This is a genomic window from Shewanella sp. S23-S33 (assembly GCF_043359565.1).
Classification (GTDB): domain Bacteria; phylum Pseudomonadota; class Gammaproteobacteria; order Enterobacterales; family Shewanellaceae; genus Shewanella; species Shewanella oncorhynchi.
This window is the reverse complement of sequence record NZ_JBHFFD010000021.1, coordinates 50,472-67,912: the sequence shown is the minus strand read 5'-3', so window position 1 is coordinate 67,912 and position 17,441 is coordinate 50,472. Positions and strand designations below refer to the sequence as shown.

At 47.6% G+C, this 17,441-nt stretch carries 17 protein-coding genes; 6 read left to right on the top strand and 11 right to left on the bottom strand.

Annotated elements, in window-relative coordinates; genetic code table 11:
- Window positions 1-3 precede the first annotated feature (3 nt).
- Together ihfA and lpxM are read left to right on the top strand one after the other, a co-directional pair.
- Complete coding sequence (gene ihfA / locus ACHA99_RS06345) at window positions 4-300, top strand: integration host factor subunit alpha (protein ID WP_006081370.1); 297 nt, start codon at window positions 4-6, stop codon at window positions 298-300.
- A gap of 104 nt (window positions 301-404) precedes the next feature.
- Complete coding sequence (lpxM, locus tag ACHA99_RS06340; RefSeq protein ID WP_131525470.1) at window positions 405-1,343, top strand: lauroyl-Kdo(2)-lipid IV(A) myristoyltransferase; 939 nt, start codon at window positions 405-407, stop codon at window positions 1,341-1,343.
- A gap of 155 nt (window positions 1,344-1,498) precedes the next feature.
- Here lpxM and hypA read toward each other — a convergent pair whose 3' ends face one another.
- The 11 genes from hypA to hyaA form a co-directional block, all read right to left on the bottom strand.
- Window positions 1,499-1,852, bottom strand: coding sequence for a hydrogenase maturation nickel metallochaperone HypA (gene hypA / locus ACHA99_RS06335; RefSeq protein ID WP_028760186.1), 354 nt, complete (start codon window positions 1,850-1,852; stop codon window positions 1,499-1,501).
- A complete protein-coding gene (gene hypE / locus ACHA99_RS06330; protein WP_263138288.1) occupies window positions 1,852-2,868 on the bottom strand; it encodes a hydrogenase expression/formation protein HypE in 1,017 nt (338 codons plus the stop codon). The genes hypA and hypE overlap by 1 nt, the downstream gene beginning before the upstream one ends.
- On the bottom strand, window positions 2,861-4,000 hold the full coding sequence (gene hypD / locus ACHA99_RS06325) for a hydrogenase formation protein HypD (protein WP_263185160.1): 1,140 nt from the start codon (window positions 3,998-4,000) through the stop codon (window positions 2,861-2,863). Before hypD ends, hypE begins: the two co-directional genes overlap by 8 nt.
- A 62-nt stretch (window positions 4,001-4,062) precedes the next feature.
- Window positions 4,063-4,308 carry a HypC/HybG/HupF family hydrogenase formation chaperone gene (locus tag ACHA99_RS06320; RefSeq protein WP_393941729.1) on the bottom strand — a complete coding sequence of 82 codons (246 nt, stop codon included), beginning with the start codon at window positions 4,306-4,308 and terminating at the stop codon, window positions 4,063-4,065.
- The gene (gene hypB / locus ACHA99_RS06315) at window positions 4,308-5,105 is read right to left on the bottom strand and encodes a hydrogenase nickel incorporation protein HypB (protein WP_113939527.1); all 798 of its coding nucleotides are present in this window, start codon (window positions 5,103-5,105) and stop codon (window positions 4,308-4,310) included. The genes ACHA99_RS06320 and hypB overlap by 1 nt, the downstream gene beginning before the upstream one ends.
- Before the next feature lie 187 nt (window positions 5,106-5,292).
- Complete coding sequence (gene hypF, locus ACHA99_RS06310) at window positions 5,293-7,710, bottom strand: carbamoyltransferase HypF (protein ID WP_393941727.1); 2,418 nt, start codon at window positions 7,708-7,710, stop codon at window positions 5,293-5,295.
- A gap of 94 nt (window positions 7,711-7,804) precedes the next feature.
- Entirely contained in the window at window positions 7,805-9,718 is a 1,914-nt protein-coding gene (locus ACHA99_RS06305) for a NiFe hydrogenase (protein ID WP_393941725.1), read from the bottom strand.
- A 3-nt stretch (window positions 9,719-9,721) separates the two neighbouring features.
- Window positions 9,722-10,279, bottom strand: a complete 558-nt coding sequence (locus tag ACHA99_RS06300; protein ID WP_028760179.1) for a HyaD/HybD family hydrogenase maturation endopeptidase — start codon at window positions 10,277-10,279, stop codon at window positions 9,722-9,724.
- A 7-nt stretch (window positions 10,280-10,286) separates the two neighbouring features.
- A complete protein-coding gene (cybH, locus tag ACHA99_RS06295) occupies window positions 10,287-10,961 on the bottom strand; it encodes a Ni/Fe-hydrogenase, b-type cytochrome subunit (protein WP_028760178.1) in 675 nt (224 codons plus the stop codon).
- A gap of 19 nt (window positions 10,962-10,980) precedes the next feature.
- Window positions 10,981-12,684, bottom strand: coding sequence for a nickel-dependent hydrogenase large subunit (gene hyaB / locus ACHA99_RS06290; protein ID WP_028760177.1), 1,704 nt, complete (start codon window positions 12,682-12,684; stop codon window positions 10,981-10,983).
- Between the two features lie 3 nt (window positions 12,685-12,687).
- Complete coding sequence (hyaA, locus tag ACHA99_RS06285) at window positions 12,688-13,824, bottom strand: nickel-dependent hydrogenase small subunit (protein WP_028760176.1); 1,137 nt, start codon at window positions 13,822-13,824, stop codon at window positions 12,688-12,690.
- A 384-nt stretch (window positions 13,825-14,208) separates the two neighbouring features.
- Here hyaA and ACHA99_RS06280 point away from each other — a divergent pair, with 384 nt between their 5' ends.
- The 4 genes from ACHA99_RS06280 to ACHA99_RS06265 all read left to right on the top strand — a co-directional run bounded on the left by ACHA99_RS06280 (window position 14,209) and on the right by ACHA99_RS06265 (window position 17,421).
- Window positions 14,209-14,676, top strand: a complete 468-nt coding sequence (locus ACHA99_RS06280) for a TlpA disulfide reductase family protein (protein ID WP_393941721.1) — start codon at window positions 14,209-14,211, stop codon at window positions 14,674-14,676.
- 3 nt (window positions 14,677-14,679) lie between these two features.
- Entirely contained in the window at window positions 14,680-14,898 is a 219-nt protein-coding gene (locus ACHA99_RS06275) for a DUF4266 domain-containing protein (protein WP_028760174.1), read from the top strand.
- Between the two features lie 164 nt (window positions 14,899-15,062).
- Window positions 15,063-16,382 (top strand): DUF3570 domain-containing protein, encoded by a 1,320-nt coding sequence (locus ACHA99_RS06270; protein ID WP_393941719.1) that lies wholly within the window; start codon window positions 15,063-15,065, stop codon window positions 16,380-16,382.
- Between the two features lie 130 nt (window positions 16,383-16,512).
- Entirely contained in the window at window positions 16,513-17,421 is a 909-nt protein-coding gene (locus tag ACHA99_RS06265) for an FAD:protein FMN transferase (RefSeq protein WP_393941717.1), read from the top strand.
- The last annotated feature ends 20 nt before the right edge of the window (window positions 17,422-17,441 follow it).

The following is a 17,441-nucleotide window of genomic DNA, read 5'->3' as shown; positions in this document are numbered from 1 at the left end:
AGTATGGCACTTACCAAAGCCGAAATGGCAGAACATCTTTTTGAAACACTCGGAATGAACAAACGTGTCGCCAAAGAGATGGTTGAGTCGTTCTTTGAAGAGATTCGGGGCGCACTTGAAAGTGGTGAGCAGGTCAAGTTATCTGGCTTTGGCAACTTTGACCTTAGGGACAAGAATCAAAGACCGGGAAGGAACCCAAAAACAGGCGAAGATATCCCAATTTCTGCTCGTCGTGTCGTGACTTTCCGTCCCGGCCAAAAGCTGAAAACTCGTGTAGAAGCAGCAAACACGGGTAAGTAATTTCGTTTGTTTGATGGGAAAGCCACTCCTTAGAGAGTGGCTTTCCTGTTTATTTTTTTGTGTAATATCTCCATTATTTCTATCCACTGTCTGAGGTGAATTCTTTGTCAAGACAGCCCAAACATTTTGACCGTCGTTTTAAACTCGCCTTATTACACCCTAGATACTGGGCCACTTGGTTAGTGATTGGTCTATTAGTGATTTTCGGACTCATGGCCGCATGGCTGCGTGATCCTATTGCAAGATTATTGGCAAAAATAGTGATGCCAATTGCCAAAAAGCCCATTAGCGTTGCGAGAGCCAACTTAAGGGCGTGCTTTCCTGAACAATCTTCCGCCGAGATTGAAGTGTTAATCCGTGAGAACGTGCAAAACTTCGTTTTGGTGTTGTTAGCACAGGGCGAATTGCTGGTGCGCTCAAAAGCGCATTTACGTCGTAGAGTCAATTTAATCGGCTTTGAGCATGTGACTAAAGCGCAGGCTGCGGGGCAGCCGATCATTTTTATCATGCCCCATGTGTGGCCAATTGATTATGCTGGTTTACGCCTTAACCTTGAGTTGCCTATGGTGACTATGGCCAAAGCCCATAAAAACGGCTTATTCAATTGGTTTAGTAATCGTGTACGCAGCAGTTGTGGTGGCCATGTGTATATGCGCGAGGCGGGCATTCGGGCGTTATTGGCTGAGCTTAAGCGCGGTAACAGTTTCTTTTATCTGCCCGATGAAGACTTAGGTCCTGAACAAAGCGTGTTTGCGCCTTTTTTAGGCACAGTGAAGGCAACGCTACCTGTTGTTGGGCGTTTAGCGCAGGCGGGGAATGCCCAAGTGCTGCCAGTAAAGATTGGCTACAATCAAACGTCACGCCAATTTGATCTCACTGTGATGACGGCCGTTGCGCCTGAAGACATGGTGGGCAAAGAAAATGAGGCGTTGGCACTGAACAAAGTGGTCGAGCAAGTTATCTTAGCTTACCCAGAGCAGTATATGTGGTTCCTGCGCGTTCTCAAGACGCGCCCAGAGGGTGAAGCTTCTATCTACAGCTGATGTAGCGTGACTGAAATAGTGTGGTTTAAAATGGCTTTGAGCTCTGTGTGCTCGAAGCCATTTTTGTGTTGAAGAGCGTTCTTTATTGATAGCATTCTTTATTTATAGAGCGTTTTATCAATAGCGTTGTCGTTAACAATGCGTATCGTGGATGATTAATCCTCGTTCTGCTCCATCTCAAGTTGCATCAGTAACATATCTTCGCCATCGAGTACGCGAGTACGAAAGCTTTGACATGCAGGGCAGACGACCGTGCGCTCACTCAGTACGGATTCAGTCTGGCAGTCTTGGCAAAGTATCACTAGCGGCTGAATTTGCATATTGAGTAGGGCTTCTTTGCAAATCCCATCGAGCTTGAACGTATCGAAGGCCGTTTGTAGCAGGCTAGGTTCAACCCCGCTCATGACTCCCAGTTTGATATCCACTCGGGTGATTTTATCGGCATGATTGGCCAGCGCGTGCTGTTCGCATTGCTCAATCAGGGCACTCACAATCGAATATTCGTGCATCAGCAAATCCTTGGCAGCAGTTCACCTTGGGGAAGATCGAGATAACGTTTAGTATTCCAAGGTGTTCTTAGCACGACTTTCCCCACTAAATCATCACTCACAGTGCCGATTATCGCTGCATGCTCACAGCGCCCAAAGCGTTGCATGATCTCGAGCGCACCTAAGGCGATGTCGTTGGGAACGGCGAGGATGAAAGTGCCTTCGTTGGCAAGATCCATGGCTTCGAAACCATAGAGTTCGCACAGACCTTTGACTTCATCGCTGACGGGAATACTGGTTTCATTCACTGTGATGCCAACATTGGAGGCAACAGCCCATTCGTTGAGCACCGCCGATAAGCCGCCGCGAGTCGCATCGCGCATCGCATGAATGGGAATATTGGCGGCGATCAATTGCTCGACTATCGGCCAGAGCGTCGCGCAGTCACTTTGCAATGCCGATTCGAGTGTGAGTCCTTCTCGCGCCATTAAAATCGCTGCACCGTGGCAGCCAATATCACGGGAGACAATAATGGCATCGCCCACGGTGACATTCGCCGCGGAAATATTGGGACGCAAGATACGACCAATGCCTGAGGTATTAATAAATAAACCATCGGCGCACCCCTTGGGTACGACTTTAGTGTCGCCGCAGACAATCCGTGCACCACTGTGTTTTAATTCTTTCGCCATACTGCGGACAATCGTAGTTAAATCCTTGATAGAAAAGCCTTCTTCGATGATCACACTACAACTCAAATACTGAGGTTCTGCGCCCATCATAGCAAGATCGTTGACTGTGCCTGCGATGGCGAGTTTGCCGATATCACCACCGGCAAAAAATAAAGGGGATACGGTGAAAGAGTCTGTGGTAAAGGCGTTGGCACCGTGCAAATCGAGTTTGGCAGCGTCTTCTTCGCTGCGAAGGATTGGGTTATCAAACTCGGCAAAAAACAGATCACGGATCAGTTTATTCATTTCTTTGCCGCCACCGCCGTGGCTGAGTTGAATGGATTTATCTTTAAGCGTATCAGCCATGATGTAGTTCCTTGATATCGATACCTTGATAGCGGTAATAGGCATTGCAAGCACCTTCGGAGCTGACCATGCAACTGCCTAAGGGTGTTTCGGGATTGCAGCCGCGGCCAAAAACTTTACAGTCCTTTGGTTTAGCAAGCCCACGAAGTATATCGCCGCACTGGCAGGCTTTATGATCGTCAATTTCCTTCACAGGTAGGCGGTCTTTAAAGCGCAGTTCGGCGTCCCTGTGGGCATATTCGGGTTTAAGCTGCAGCGCTGAATTGGGGATTGGGCCTAGTCCACGCCAGCGAAATTGCGGTCTGACATTGAAGAATTGATTTACTTTGGCCTGCGCCGTGAGGTTGCCGTCCTGTGAAACTGCGCGGCTGTATTGGATATCGAGCTCAGCTTTACCCGCGGCTTTTTGGCGCACAATCCGTAAAATCGACTCCATCACATCGACGGGCTCAAATCCTGCGACCACTACGGGCGTGCCATAGTTTTCGACTGTGCTGCGATAGATTTTTGCGCCACTGATCACGCTCACATGGGCTGGGCCGATAAAGGCGTTGACCCTCGCTTTTGGGTCGTGCATCACGGCATCAATTGCGGGGGGCACTAATACATGATTGATATGAAATAGTAGATTTTCGAGTTTTTCTTGTTCGGCCAGTTGTAACAAAATTGCTGTCATTGGGGTTGAGGTTTCAAAGCCAATGGCGAAGAACACTACGGTTTTATCGGGATTATCGCGGGCAATTTTGAGCGTATCTAAGGGATCGTAAATTGGGCGAATATCGCAGCCCTTGGCCCTAAAACTGGCTAAAGAGCCTTGAGAACCAGGCACGCGGATCATATCACCCAGCGTCACAAGAATAACATTTTCTTGGGAGGCAAGCGCCGCGGCTTGGTCAATGCGCTCTTTAGGCATAATGCACACTGGGCAGCCAGGACCATGGATAAATTCAATATTATCCGGCAGTAAATCTAGCAAGCCGTATTTCATAATCGTATGAGTATGGCCACCACAGACTTCCATGATATTGATTTGTTGCTTAACCAATTTAGCGGTTAACTGAATATCCCGTGCTAAATTGGCAATCGTTTGGGGATCGCGAAAGCCTTGATAGAGGTGTTTTAGTTCAAGCATGCTTTTTCCTCGGTGCACTCGATAGGGGTGCGCCTTGCGATTTAATCCTGCACTGCTGATGGTCAGTGTATGGCTTCATTTTCAAGCTTAGTGACGATTTCTTTGTATAGATCAATGCTTTGCTGCGCATCTTTCTTATCAATTTTGTTCATCACAAAACCAATATGGATAAGTACATAGTCGCCAATTTCCAGTGGCTCATTCATTAAATGACTGCTGACATCGCGGCGCACACCTAAGGTGTCGACTGTGACGCTCTGGCGCTCAATATCGACCGCCACGACTTGGGAAGGTATGGACAAGCACATTATTGTGCACCTCGAATGTTGTCTTTAAGCCAAGCGGCTACAGCCTGCATGGAGTCGCCATCTTTAATTGAGACTTCAATAATTTGAGTTGCTGGATTGAGTTTTTTAAGCTGCGCTCTGGCTTCGTCCATCTTGAAATCAAAATAGGGCAGTAGATCGCACTTAGTGATAAAAACTACATCGGCGCGGCGGAACATCACAGGATATTTTTCAATCTTATCATCGCCTTCTGGCACTGATAGCAGCACGATATTTTTGTGAGTGCCCACATCATAACTGGCTGGGCAGACGAGATTACCGACGTTTTCGACAAAGCAAATATCGAGTCCTTCAAGCGGCAGATGATGTAGGGCACCGTGCACCATAAAGGCGTCGAGGTGACAGGCGCTGCCCGTTTGAATTTGATAGGCCTTAATGCCTTTAGCGATGAGGCGGTCGGCATCGCGGGAGGTTTCTAAGTCGCCCTCGATCACCGCATAGTTGAGCTTAGTGTATTCTTTGAGATTTTCTAATAGGGTGGTTTTGCCACTGCCCGGGCTACTCATGATGTTGAAGGCAGTAATGTTATGTGCCTCAAAGTGGGCGCGGTTATGACCTGCTTCGACATCATTTTTATCTAAAATTTTGTGGATGACTGACAAGGTTTTTTTATCGTTTAACTGAGGATTTGTGTGTAACTCTTGATGGCTATGCTCATGAGTATGTGAATGGTCATGATTATGCTCATGGCTATGGGCATGCGCGCCTAGATGATCATGGTCGTGGCGGGTAAGGGAGCAGCCGCAGTCTTTACACATTTTACCTCTCCTTGTATCGGCAGAGTACAAGGACTTTGCCTGACAAATAATGATTGATGTACGAATCGTTAATTTGGTTACGCTAATGTTGAGTGTGATACAAATTGCGCTACGGATCTTTGATGTTCGTCAGGTTTATGGGGATAAAAATGGCGAGCGAACATCAGGGGTTATCAAATAAGTAAGGTTATTGACTCTGATGAATGCCATACCAAAGTTGGCCTAGGGCGATGCCGCCATCATTGATGGGGATCTGTTGACTGGATAACACTTTATTTCCTTGGGCGCTGAGCTTGCTCAGGCAGTATTCCAATAGATATTTATTTTGAAATACGCCACCGCAGAGCACGGTTGGGAGGTGTTGATACTGGGCAGTATAATCACAGATAGCATCACCTAATGTGTGTAAAAAGGCGCGGGCGATGGCATAGCATCTATTGTCTGTTAGCGGTTGTGCTGTAATCAATTCAACAATTTGCTTGAACATCTCACTGCTGCGCCACTGGTCGATGTCAAGAGGTAAGTTAAGCGAAATGACTTCAAGGGCTAATGCATCGGCGCGATTGGCCGCGGCTTCTATCGCCATGCCCGCTTGACCTTCAAACAGTGTGGTTTCGATTAAGCCTAAGGCGCAGGCGAGGGCATCGAACAGTCGTCCGACAGAGGAGGTTTTTATCGCACTGCCGTTCTGCCAGATCTTATGTAAGTTAGTCAGAGTGTTTGGGTGCATGTTGTTTAATATAGGTAATTGCAATGCGAGTACAGCATTGAGGCTCATTTGCTCGAATAATAATGCCAGTAACAACCTCACGGGGTGCTTAATGGCTTGCTCGCCACCTAGCAGCGCTATGGGCTCAAAATGGGCCAGTCGCTGCGCTTTATCGAGCGTAGTTAATAGCACTTCACCGCCCCATAAACTGCCATCGTCGCCAAGCCCAGTACCGTCAAAACTAAAGCCCAATACGGGATCTCTATATTGATTAACCGCCATTACGCTGAGCACATGGGCATGGTGGTGTTGCACTGATAAACATTGATTTTGACGGGTATCGCTGAGTTGTACAGTCGAGTTTGAGTGCATTTCAGCCCAGCGTGACGGGGCATAATCTGGGTGTTTATCGCGAATAATAAGATTTGGCGTAAAGTGATACAACCGAGCAAAAGTGGCTAAGGTGCGCTCAAAATAGTGCTCGGCGCTGACACTGAACAGGTCGCCAATATGGGGACTTAAAAACACATTATTGCCAAAGCCTAAGGCGATGGCATTTTTTTGCTGTGCGCCCACGGCTAAAATTGATTGGGTTAGCGGTGTATCAAGTGGAAAACTTAAGGGCGCATAGCCGCGGGCGAGACGCAGCACTTGTACCTCTGCGGAGGAATCCATGTGCGGCTGGATCACTTGCACCACACTGTCATCACAGCCATTAATAATCGGCCGATTATGATCGACTATCGCATCCACCACATGGCTTAAGTGACTAATAAGCTCATCACAATCAGTGATGATAGGTTCACCGGAAACATTGGCGCTGGTTGCAATTAATGGCCCTTTGAAGAGACCTAATAGCAAATGATGTAGCGGTGTGTAGGGTAAAAATACCCCGAGTTTATTCAGATTGGGGGCGACAGCTAAGCTGAGATCATGTTCGGCTCGGCTGCTCATCAGCACTATGGGCCTTTCCTGCGAACTCAGCACTCGCCACTCGGCATCCGTCCCTGTGACATAGTGCTGCGCCATGGTGATATCCGCCATCATCACCGCTAGCGGCTTGGCTTGGCGCTGTTTTCGCAGCCTGAGTGCGTTGACGGCATTGTCACTTCGGGCATCACAGATTAAGTGAAATCCACCCAATCCTTTAATTGCCAGAATCTGCCCTTGGCGTAATCTGTCAGCCGCTGCTGTCAGTACCGCAAGGTCCGTACTCAATTCAGGTGCGCTGAGATTTGAGGCATTGGGAAGGATGTATTCCCCTTGCGGTGTTTTTAAACTGAGTCTGGGGCCACAGGCGGGGCAACTTATGGGCTGAGCATGGTAGCGACGGTCGAGTGGGTTTTGATATTCTTTGGCGCACTCGGGACACATGTCAAAATCGGCCATGGCGGTGTGGTGTCTATCATAGGGTAAAGCATTGATAATCGTGTATCGAGGGCCACAGTTAGTGCAGTTGGTAAAGGCATAGCCAAAGTGACGGTTATCAGGATTATGCATATCGTTCAAGCAATCTTGGCAGGTGCTTTTATCCGCCGATACCGCCACCAGTGCACCTATCGGTGAACTTGGGTCATCGTCCTCATGGCTGTCGCTTTTTATAATCTCAAACGTGGTTTCGCTTAATAAAATCGGCAGTGGTATTTGGCTGATATTGTCGATACGGGCGAGTGGCGGCGGGGTGGTATTGAGTACTGCGATAAAGCGAGTGAGGTTTTCATCATTACCTTGCAGCTCAATGGTCACGCCCTTGGCATTGTTGAGCACTGTGCCCGTCAGTTGAAACTCAAGGGCATAACGATAGACAAAGGGGCGAAATCCCACCCCTTGTACTATGCCAGTGATCTGCAACTGACAACGCTTTAACGTGGCTCCCTTGTGGACAAGGTATTCCAACGCGAGCCTTCGTTTTATCTGCAGGTCACTGTGCTTTTTGTGGCGACTATTATGCCTATGTGGCTTCATGCGTTGTGACTTAACTTTTGGCCTCCTAATCATGGGCATTCAGTTGGCGCTGCTTAACGTAAAGTGCCCCAACGGCTAAGTTATCGCCGTCTAAATCTAGGCTGCGATTGATCACCAATGGAAAGTTTTTGCCTAAGCGTAAGCTGATGCGTTTGCACAGGGTTTCATTGATTAATTCATTGCCCGCTAAGGCTATATTGTGCACGCCGATATTTAAGTCGATATGCTCGATCCAGTTAGATAAATAGTCCGCCAGCGAGTCTTGCATCGCAAAGGCGAGCTGACTCGGATCGTCATTACCCGCAATACGAAAACTTAAGACAGTGCCTAAGGTTTTACACCAATTTAGGCTGCGGTGGGCTTCACCTTTGGTCAGCGGATAATCGATACGCGGTGCATTAGCACCGTGGTAGCGCATGGCGGCGGCCATGAGTGCATCGCTGAGCCTTGCTTGGCTTTGCGTTTCATCTTGGGGATTGAGGCCAATTAAAATGGCGGCAATTGCCCACAAACTTTGCAAGTTGTCCCGTTTGCCGTGAAGCTTTAGGCTTAAAAGTTTTAGGTAATCTTCGGGGAACAGGCTCTTAAATTTTTGCGCTACGGCTTTTTGCGGACTGCTGTCCAGTTGATGGAAGATTTCGTAACCGTTATCGGGCAGCTCGGGCAGGGCAAAGAAGAGTTCGGTGTCGCCCTTATTATCGCAGGTGACAATTTGACTGGCGTGGGTATGGCTTAAGTAAATGACCGCGGCATTTTTTGCCTGTTTATGACTGGTAAATTTACCGTTGAGCAGCGCACTAAATAGCGCAGCGTCTGCAAGGGTGTGATTTTCTGTGTTGACTGTATTTTGATTATTATCGCTTAGCATACTAGTGCAATGAATATCACTGTCTTCACTTGACGGTACTTGAGTCAATACTGCCACACTCAGTTCGCCTTGGTGCGATCGTGAACGTTTCGCCGCTTGCCATTGGGCTTGATAGCCGTGAAAACTGACTTTTCCCCTTAAGGGTTCTGGAGCGATAAAGTGCTTGGTTTGAAACTGTGTTGAGCTTAAATCGTGACTGGCGATTTGTGCCCAAGCACCATCGACCCACGCTAGCTTCGGCCTATTATGCGGCCCTTTAATGTAAACCCAATCGATCCCTTTTTGTCGTAATACTTCCCCGAGCACTAAGATCACTCGGCTGTAGGCAAAGCAAATGTCGTACAGTGGCGCACTGAGTTTGTCGTGTTCTTGCGTGGGTCTCGCGCAGATAAGTGGCTTTTCAATACTCGAAAGCGCGAGCACTTGCGCATCGTTCAGGCAGAAATGGGCGTTTAGCGTATTGGGATTACAAATTAACAGTTGTGGCCGCTCGCCTAAGGGCTGAGCAAACGGTGTCAGACTAAGTTGCAGATTATCGGCGGCCGCTAATGTCAGTGGGCCTTGTGTCAGCAGTCCCTGTGCCATGGCTTTAATATCTGACAAGGTTAACGCTTTTTGTGCGGACGTTAATTGTGTTTCGCCCTTGCAGCAAGGGCAAATTAAATCGAGTGTGCCAAACTTAGCCGACTGATTATCGCCAATCAACGGATAACAATGCTGGCAAAAAGGCACTATGGCAGGGCTTGATCCAGACTGTGGAAAGGGCAGTAAGGTTTTACTGCCTTGGGGCTCGTCGATGACTTTAATACTAGAGTCAATCAACCAAGCGGAAATCAAAAAGTCCGCGGCAATGGCATCGGCCAATTGTTCTAGTTGGTTTTGCTCGCCCTGAGCTTCAATAAAATAGCTTTGGGGGCCAAAGTCATGTTGGCCACTATATTGACCTGAGCTATGTTGACCATCACAGCCTATGCTGATATTTAGTTCATCATAATTTAGGTATTGATTACATAAATGTGCGTACAAAGGCACCTGACGTGAGCAGGTAAAATCAAATCTGATGTTTTTCATCTTCTATATACTTTCACCAGTAGTAACGCCACGTTTATAAGAGTCAGGGATCAGCGAGTCGATACTATGCTCGGCAACACGCGTCGCAGTGAACCCAAGGGAGGCTAAGTGGGATAACAAGCTTGATTCCATTAAAGGTACCGCGGCGGCGACTTTAGGGGTCAAGCCTAGCACCATAGGTTCGAGCACGGTTGGGGTGACGCCCAGCACAAAGGTTTTAGGCCTGTCGCCAACCATTTCCATCATATTGAGGGTTTGCAGCATTTCGACTTCATGGGCGCTGCCTTGCCAGTCGATTTCCTTGGGTGCCTTATCAAAATCGAAGAAGTAGACTTCGCCCGCTTCTACGCCATTGGCGTTAACAGTATCGACCACGATTAAATAATCGTATTGGCAAATAATAGGGATAAGTCCCTGAGCCAAGGTGCCGCCGTCGAGCAGCTTTAGCTGGTGGGACTCATGGGTAAACTGATAATTATCAGCTATATAATTGACAAAATGTACGCCGATGCCTTCATCGGCGTACAGGACATTGCCAATACCGAGTAGCAATATCTTCATTGGACTCCTAGTGGTGTGAGTCTGGCTTTGGGTAGTCATAGCCAGAGACAATCGAGTCAACTGAGTTATGTTTGAAGCGTATCCCTGACCAAACCGCCATATAGACGTGGATAACCACAAAGATAACAAATGCCCAAGTAAGGTAGTGATGCCAAATCCTAACTTGTGCTAGCCCACCCATTTGTGCCGTGATCCAAGCGGCGCTGCCCCAAAGCATGCCACCTAAACCTTGGTGATACACATTGGCATACAACACCAGACCCGTTATACATATCACAAGAGCGACCAGTGAGATTGCTACATAAGTCACAAATTGCAGCGGTCCATAGACACCGGCTTTATGTAAGTGCCCCATCCATAAGTAAGATTTCAGCTGAGTGATCCAGCTTTTTACACTCATCACATCGCGAAATGAGCGCCGCTCAATGTCGCTTCGGCTGAAAAAATACAGGTAGAAGCGGACTAAGGTGATTGCGGTTAGTACAAAACCGCAAATCAGATGAGCGAAGCGGATCCAGCCTTGTACGAGTACGTCCGTACTTTCAGGCGCCACCAGAAACGGCCAAGCAATATAGAATCCGGTGATCACTAGCACCAGAATTGACAGTGCCCTGAGCCAGTGAAAAATCCGTATTGCCGGACTAAAAATCAGTGTCCGAATGCGGGTTGCAGAATGGTTCATTTTGCGTTCCCTCCCTCGATTATTGACCATTGGGACTGACACGGAACTCGCTCAATGCTTGGCCTTTGAAATCCATCACGTGTACAGAACACGCCATGCAAGGGTCAAATGAGTGAATAATACGTATCACCTCAAGGGGCTTAGTAGGATCTTCCAGTTTCAAGCCAATTAAAGAGGCTTCATAGGGACCCATTTTTCCGTTGGCATCCACAGGACCTGCGTTCCAGGTCGTCGGTACCACGGCTTGATAGTTCTCAATCACTCCATTTTTAATGCGGATCCAGTGGCTTAACATGCCGCGTGGCGCCTCGATCATAGCGTGACCTACATACTCTTTATTTGGATCAATATTGGGTTTTACATAGGTAGATTCATCGGACTGGATATTCGTCAGCAGCGCATCAAAGGTTTTTAACCCTTCTTGGGCGACGATGACTGTCTGCAACATACGGGCTGCAGTGCGACCTAAAGTGGTAAATAGAGCCGCTACGGGTAGACCTGTGCGAGCGAGCAGGCCATTGACCGAATCCACGACCACCTTGTTACCGCGGGCATAACTCACCAATAGGCAGGCGAGTGGACCCACTTCGACAGGCTCACCTTGATAACGGGGAGATTTCACCCATGAGTATTTGCCATCACCATCCAGTGTTGGCAATTTGCCGTAGACAGTGTCGCGTTCAACAAAACCAGTGTAATTAGGAATCGTTGTACCGTCATAGGGATGTTGCGGTGCATCGGCGCTATACCAAGCGTGGCTGACGTCTTCGGCAATCAGATCTGGATTCACATCACTGACGCCAGCAAGGTCGCCATTCATGATCACGCCTTGATTAAACATGTATTCGCCATTGGCTAACACAAAGTCATCGGTCGCCATGAAGTTTTTCACGTTTACGCCGCCCAACACGCTAGGTTCAGTACCAAAGGCTTCGGCCGCCATCACGATATCTGCTTGATAGGCACGCAGAATAAAGTCAGTTACTGTCGCATGTTTTTGCTTCCATTCCTGTAGGCGAGCAGGGCTGAGCATGTCGCGCACCGAAGTTACACCACCGACAACAACGGATTGTGGATGTGGTGATTTACCACCAAATATGGCTAGCATTTCTGCCGCAACACGTTGTACTTCAAGCGCTTTAAGGTAGTGAGATAGCGCGATAAGGTTTTGCTCTGGGGTAAATTTATAGGTGCCGTTGCCCCAATAAGCGTTGGCAAATGGACCTAATTTTCCCGTTTCGACAAAGCCTTTAACTCTTTCTTGTACCGCTTTTAAATCACCTTCACCCGCCGCTATGGGATGGTCTGTGTATTTCAGGGCAACTTGTGCCGCTTTAGCAGGATCGGCGCTCAGTGCAGAAACCACATCAACCCAATCTAAGCCGTGTAGATGGTAAAAATGGACAATATGGTCGTGCATGTATAAAGAGGTTTGCATTAATGAACGTAAGTATCTTGCGTTCAATGGAATTTGAATTCCTAACGCATTTTCAACCGCTTCAGTACCGCAGCGGTAGTGGGAATAGGTACATACGCCACAGATACGTTGCACAATAAGGCCAACATCCATAGGCGTGCGGCCTTTGAGAATGACTTCAATACCGCGCCAAAGTGTGGAGGATGACCAAGCCTTGTTGATGACGTTATTTTCATCAACTTCGACTTCGATACGTAAGTGACCCTCGATACGTGTGATAGGGTCGATAACAACGCGCTTGCTCATGGGTTATTCCTCCAGCGGTTTGGCAAAAATACTGGCAACGGCATGGGCTCCAATGCCCACCACAGTCGCGCCTAAAATCACCGCACCAATAGTATCTGCGGTCGCATCCAATCCATGGAGGAGTTGACGGCCAAGGGGTTTTTCAAAGTCAGCCATATCGTCCCAGAAGTTAGGTTCTGAGCAACCCATACAACCGTGTCCAGCGAGTACTGGCCAGCTAGTGTGATGGTTAAAGCGCTCGGTTGGGCAGTTGTTGTAGGTGTAAGGACCTTTACAACCGACTTTATAAAGGCAGTAGCCTTCTTTCGCACCGTGATCGCCAAATTCTTCAACAAACTCACCGGCATCGAAGCGGCCGCGGCGTTCACAGTTATCGTGTACCCGTGCGCCGTAAGCCCATTTAGGTCTATTAAACATATCCAGCGCAGGTAATTTTCCGAACATGATGAAGTACATCAAAGTGCCGACTATGTTCTTTTCACTCGGTGGGCAACCGCCTAAGTTAATCACGGGTTTACTGACCACTTCATGCACGCCTTTAGCCCCCGTTGGGTTTGGATAAGCGGCTTGCACCCCACCAAACGCCGCACAAGTGCCAACAGAGATAATCGCGGCGGCGCCTTCTGCAGCATGCTTGATGATTTCTAATCCCGTGTGGCCTTTACAACCCACAGTTAAGAAACTGCCGTTATTTGCAGTCGGAATCGCCCCTTCAACGGCCAGTAAATAGCGGCCCTTGTAGGTTTCGAGTGCATGTTCGAGGTTTTCTTCGGCTTGCCAACCCGCTGCAGCCATTAAGGTTTCGTGATATTCCAAGGAAATATGATCGAAAATCAGTGAGTCTAGATTGGGGGTATCGGTACGAATTAAAGATTCGGAGCAGCCAGTACATTCGGCCATATGTAACCAGATTAAGGGTACACGATCGGCTAATTCTGCAGCTTCGGCTACTAAGTTACTAAAGGGGAGGGGTAATGCGAGCATGCTCGTCACCATGGCACTCCACTTCATAAAATCACGGCGACTAATGCCGTGCTGTTGCATTTTCTCAATCAGCGATTGTTGTTGACGGGGAGCGAATTGGCGTAACGCATCTAAGCGCGCCTTTCCCTGTTCATATAGGGCTGCATGTGTGTCCATGGGTCAACCTTTTTTGTTATTTAAATGTAAATTGGTAAGGGTTTACATAATTGACAGTGCCAGTTTAGGCCGTTGGAGTGTAAAGATTATTGATGTATATCAAGAATTTTTAAGAGATGTGACCGAACTGATTTTGACATTTAATTAACATGACACAGATCTGATTTCACTTTTTCTAATGGGACAAAATGTCTCACATTTGCCATTTTGGATGAAATCGGTCACTTAATCAGCGCTCATGTGATTAAGGCGATGCAGATGACTATGGTTCATTCGCGTGGTGAGTCTGGGCGAGCAGGTTAATTAAACTTATATAAGCTTGTTTAAGAAAACCTTAAGATTCAGTTAATAGATTCGAACGTAATCGTTAATGCGGAATATGCTATGAAGAAAATATTATTGTTACTCAGTTTATTGGCCGCAGGCGTACAAGCCGCGCCATCGCTGGACTATCAAGTGTTTAACGCGCAAAACCAAGCTGTTTCCCTGAGTGAGTTTAAAGGCAAAGTCGTCTATGTCGATTTTTGGGCATCCTGGTGTGGCCCTTGCCGTAAATCGTTTCCTTGGATGAATGAGATCCAAAAAAAGTATCAAGATCAAGGTTTGGCCGTCGTGGCAATCAATCTAGATACAGATAACGAGTTAGCCCAAGAATTCTTAAAACAAGTCCCTGCCAATTTTTCAGTGCGTTTCAATTCAGAAGGTGATGTCGCGCGCAGTTTCGATTTGCTGGGCATGCCGAGCAGTTTTATGTTCAATCGACAAGGTCAGTTAGTACAGCATCATGTTGGCTTTTATGCCGATAAAACCGCTGAATACGAGCAAGAGCTCGTCAATTTACTGAAGGAGTAATTTATGCTTAAACCCGCATTAGTCGCAGTAACGCTCATCATAGGTTTGAGTGGATGTTCAAGTTTAGGAGTGCAGCCGTGGGAGAAAGGCCAGTTGGCCCGCAGCGATATGGCGCTCGACAGTGAGAAGCTCGATCTTGCACTCGATGATCATATTTATTTTAGTAAAGAAGGCAGTAGCGGCGGTCGTGCATTTGCCGGTGGCGGATGTGGCTGTAACTAAACTCTCCGTTGGTGTTATTTGCCTTTAGATGTTACGAATAAATGTAACGCACAGATGTAATGAACAGACGTACTAAAACAAATGTGACGAGCAGATGTTCTAAAATCTGGGGCGAAATCCCGCGGTATTGAATAGATGGAAGTGACCTACAGGTGTTGTCAGCTATGACCCAAAAAAAGAACCAAATAAATACAAGACAATCGAAGCAGATAGCGGGTGCTCTCGCATTAGCCAGTTGTGGACTGTTTGCAACAAGTGGCCATGCGACTGAATTATCTAAAAAAGCTGACGACTGGAAGATCGATGCTGCGTTAATGTATTACGGTGAGCAAGATAGAGTACAAGCCATCGAAGCCATAGGTACAGCGCAAAAAGCCTTTGGCGATGACAGTGTGCTGGATCTCAAACTCGTGGTTGACAGTCTAACGGGACCTTCAGCATCGGGCGCTGTGGCCCAAAGTACCAGCCAAACGTTTACTCGACCATCTGGTAATGGTCAATATCATGTTTCAGCGGGGGAAACGCCGTTAGATGACACCTTTCACGATACTCGCGTACAAGCCAATGTCGGTTGGAGTGAAGTGCTAACACCAGATTGGAAACTCAATGTTGGCGCATATGGCTCGAAAGAGTTTGATTATATGTCAATGGGCATCAATGCCGGAATTGAGCGAGGGTTTAATAAAGACAACACCACTTTATTTTTAGGTACGGCTTATAGTTTCGATGTGGTTGACCCCGTTGGCGGTCGTCCGGTGGATTTATCTTCGATGGTCATTCGCGATAACTTCACCAGTGAGGAAGCTTATCGAAGCGCATTCGATGCGACTCGTCAAGGTGGCAGTGATAATAAGCAGACCGCGGATGTGATGTTAGGTATCACCCAAGTGCTTAGTCAGCGCTGGTTGTTGCAGGCCAATTACGGCTTGTCGAGTGTGAATGGCTATTTAACGGATCCCTACAAGGTGCTCAGTGTGGTGGATAACAACGGCATTACTCAGGATTTATTGTATGAGAGCCGCCCCGATTCGCGCTTGAAGCACAGTTTTTACGTGATGACCAAAGGCGCATTAGATGCGGGTGTGGTGGATTTTTCCTATCGTTATAATACCGATGACTGGGACCTCACATCACATACCTTAGAAACCCATTACCGTTATTACTTTACGGGCAACTTCTATGGACAATTACATCTGCGCTATTACAAACAAACTGCGGCTAACTTCTATCAACCTTTCTTGATGGCGGATACGCCACTGCCTGAGTTTGCTAGTGCCGATTATCGTATCGGTGATATGTCGGCATATACGATTGGGGTTAAATTTGGCCATAGATTATCAGGCGGTCATGAGATGTCGTATCGCTTAGAGTATTACCAACAGGACCCGAAAAATAACGGCGCTACGATTCCTGGAGAGCTGCAAAACTTCGATCTGTTTCCGACTCAGAAGGCAATTACAGCACAGTTTAGTTATTCTTTTTAATACGAAATAATGCTACTGGCTCAGGTAGCAAGGCGTTAAACTGTATGGGTAGCTTAGCTACCCATACTCAATTTGCGCCTGAACTTATTCAATCGGAATCCCAGTGGGATGCCATGTGAAGAGGTGATTTATGATGTCGACATCGTCCCTAAAGACCGCACCTTATTCGTTGCAACGCCGTGATTGGGGTTATGTGGGTGAATTTAGGGCCATGGCGAGTCCCTGTGAAATACTCATTGGGTGCGATCAACTTGATATTGTAGACGATATGTTGGACATGGCTGTCACTGAGGCGCTGCGTATCGAACATAAGTACAGTCGCTTTATCGCGCAGAATTGTCTGTGGCAATTAAACCATGCCAATGGTCATAAGCAGCTTATCGATGAAGAAACCTGGCAGTTATTGGCTTTTGCTAAACAATGTTTTCAGCTCAGTGATGGACTCTTTGATATTTCTGCTGGGCCGTTAATGGAACTGTGGCGCTTTGATCCCAAAGCCCAATTGCCCGAACATGGCCGCATACTTGCCGCGAAAGCCTTAGTGGGGTTTGAGCGCATCGAGTTTGATTCGCGTCATATTGAGATGCCAACAGGTATGAAATTGGATTTTGGTGGTATCGCAAAAGAATATGCGGTCGACAGAGTCGCCTATGAGTTAGCCGAATGTTATCCAGACATTCCAGTGTTAGTGAATTTTGGCGGTGATATCGCTTGTCCCGTGTCCAAAGTGACGCCATGGCAAGTGGGAATTGAAGATCCACGACACCTTGACCACGCTGCGAGTGTACTGGCGATTAGTCAGGGTGCATTAGCGACCAGTGGCGATACGCGGCGCTTTTTTGAAGTCGATGGCAAGCGTTACGGCCATATTGTCGACCCACGCACTGGCTATCCCGTTATCCATGCGCCGCGCTCTGTGACTGTGTTAGGGCCAAACTGCGTGACTGCAGGTATGCTCGCCACTATGGCTATGCTGCAGGGGCGAGACGCGGAAGATTTTTTACAGCAACAAGATGTTAAGTTCAGTATTTTCCGTTAGGGCTCAGTTAAGGACATTGA

Excerpts from the sequence above, each read along its gene's own strand:
- hypB (WP_113939527.1), bottom strand. The coding sequence starts at position 5,105 with ATGTGTAAAGACTGCGGCTGCTCCCTTACCCGCCACGACCATGATCAT.
- hypD (WP_263185160.1), bottom strand. The coding sequence starts at position 4,000 with ATGCTTGAACTAAAACACCTCTATCAAGGCTTTCGCGATCCCCAAACG.
- ihfA (WP_006081370.1), top strand. The coding sequence starts at position 4 with ATGGCACTTACCAAAGCCGAAATGGCAGAACATCTTTTTGAAACACTC.
- ACHA99_RS06320 (WP_393941729.1), bottom strand. The coding sequence starts at position 4,308 with ATGTGCTTGTCCATACCTTCCCAAGTCGTGGCGGTCGATATTGAGCGC.
- ACHA99_RS06275 (WP_028760174.1), top strand. The coding sequence starts at position 14,680 with ATGCTTAAACCCGCATTAGTCGCAGTAACGCTCATCATAGGTTTGAGT.
- ACHA99_RS06305 (WP_393941725.1), bottom strand. The coding sequence starts at position 9,718 with ATGAAAAACATCAGATTTGATTTTACCTGCTCACGTCAGGTGCCTTTG.
- cybH (WP_028760178.1), bottom strand. The coding sequence starts at position 10,961 with ATGAACCATTCTGCAACCCGCATTCGGACACTGATTTTTAGTCCGGCA.
- hyaB (WP_028760177.1), bottom strand. The coding sequence starts at position 12,684 with ATGAGCAAGCGCGTTGTTATCGACCCTATCACACGTATCGAGGGTCAC.
- hyaA (WP_028760176.1), bottom strand. The coding sequence starts at position 13,824 with ATGGACACACATGCAGCCCTATATGAACAGGGAAAGGCGCGCTTAGAT.
- ACHA99_RS06300 (WP_028760179.1), bottom strand. The coding sequence starts at position 10,279 with ATGAAGATATTGCTACTCGGTATTGGCAATGTCCTGTACGCCGATGAA.
- hypE (WP_263138288.1), bottom strand. The coding sequence starts at position 2,868 with ATGGCTGATACGCTTAAAGATAAATCCATTCAACTCAGCCACGGCGGT.
- ACHA99_RS06265 (WP_393941717.1), top strand. The coding sequence starts at position 16,513 with ATGATGTCGACATCGTCCCTAAAGACCGCACCTTATTCGTTGCAACGC.
- hypA (WP_028760186.1), bottom strand. The coding sequence starts at position 1,852 with ATGCACGAATATTCGATTGTGAGTGCCCTGATTGAGCAATGCGAACAG.
- ACHA99_RS06270 (WP_393941719.1), top strand. The coding sequence starts at position 15,063 with ATGACCCAAAAAAAGAACCAAATAAATACAAGACAATCGAAGCAGATA.
- ACHA99_RS06280 (WP_393941721.1), top strand. The coding sequence starts at position 14,209 with ATGAAGAAAATATTATTGTTACTCAGTTTATTGGCCGCAGGCGTACAA.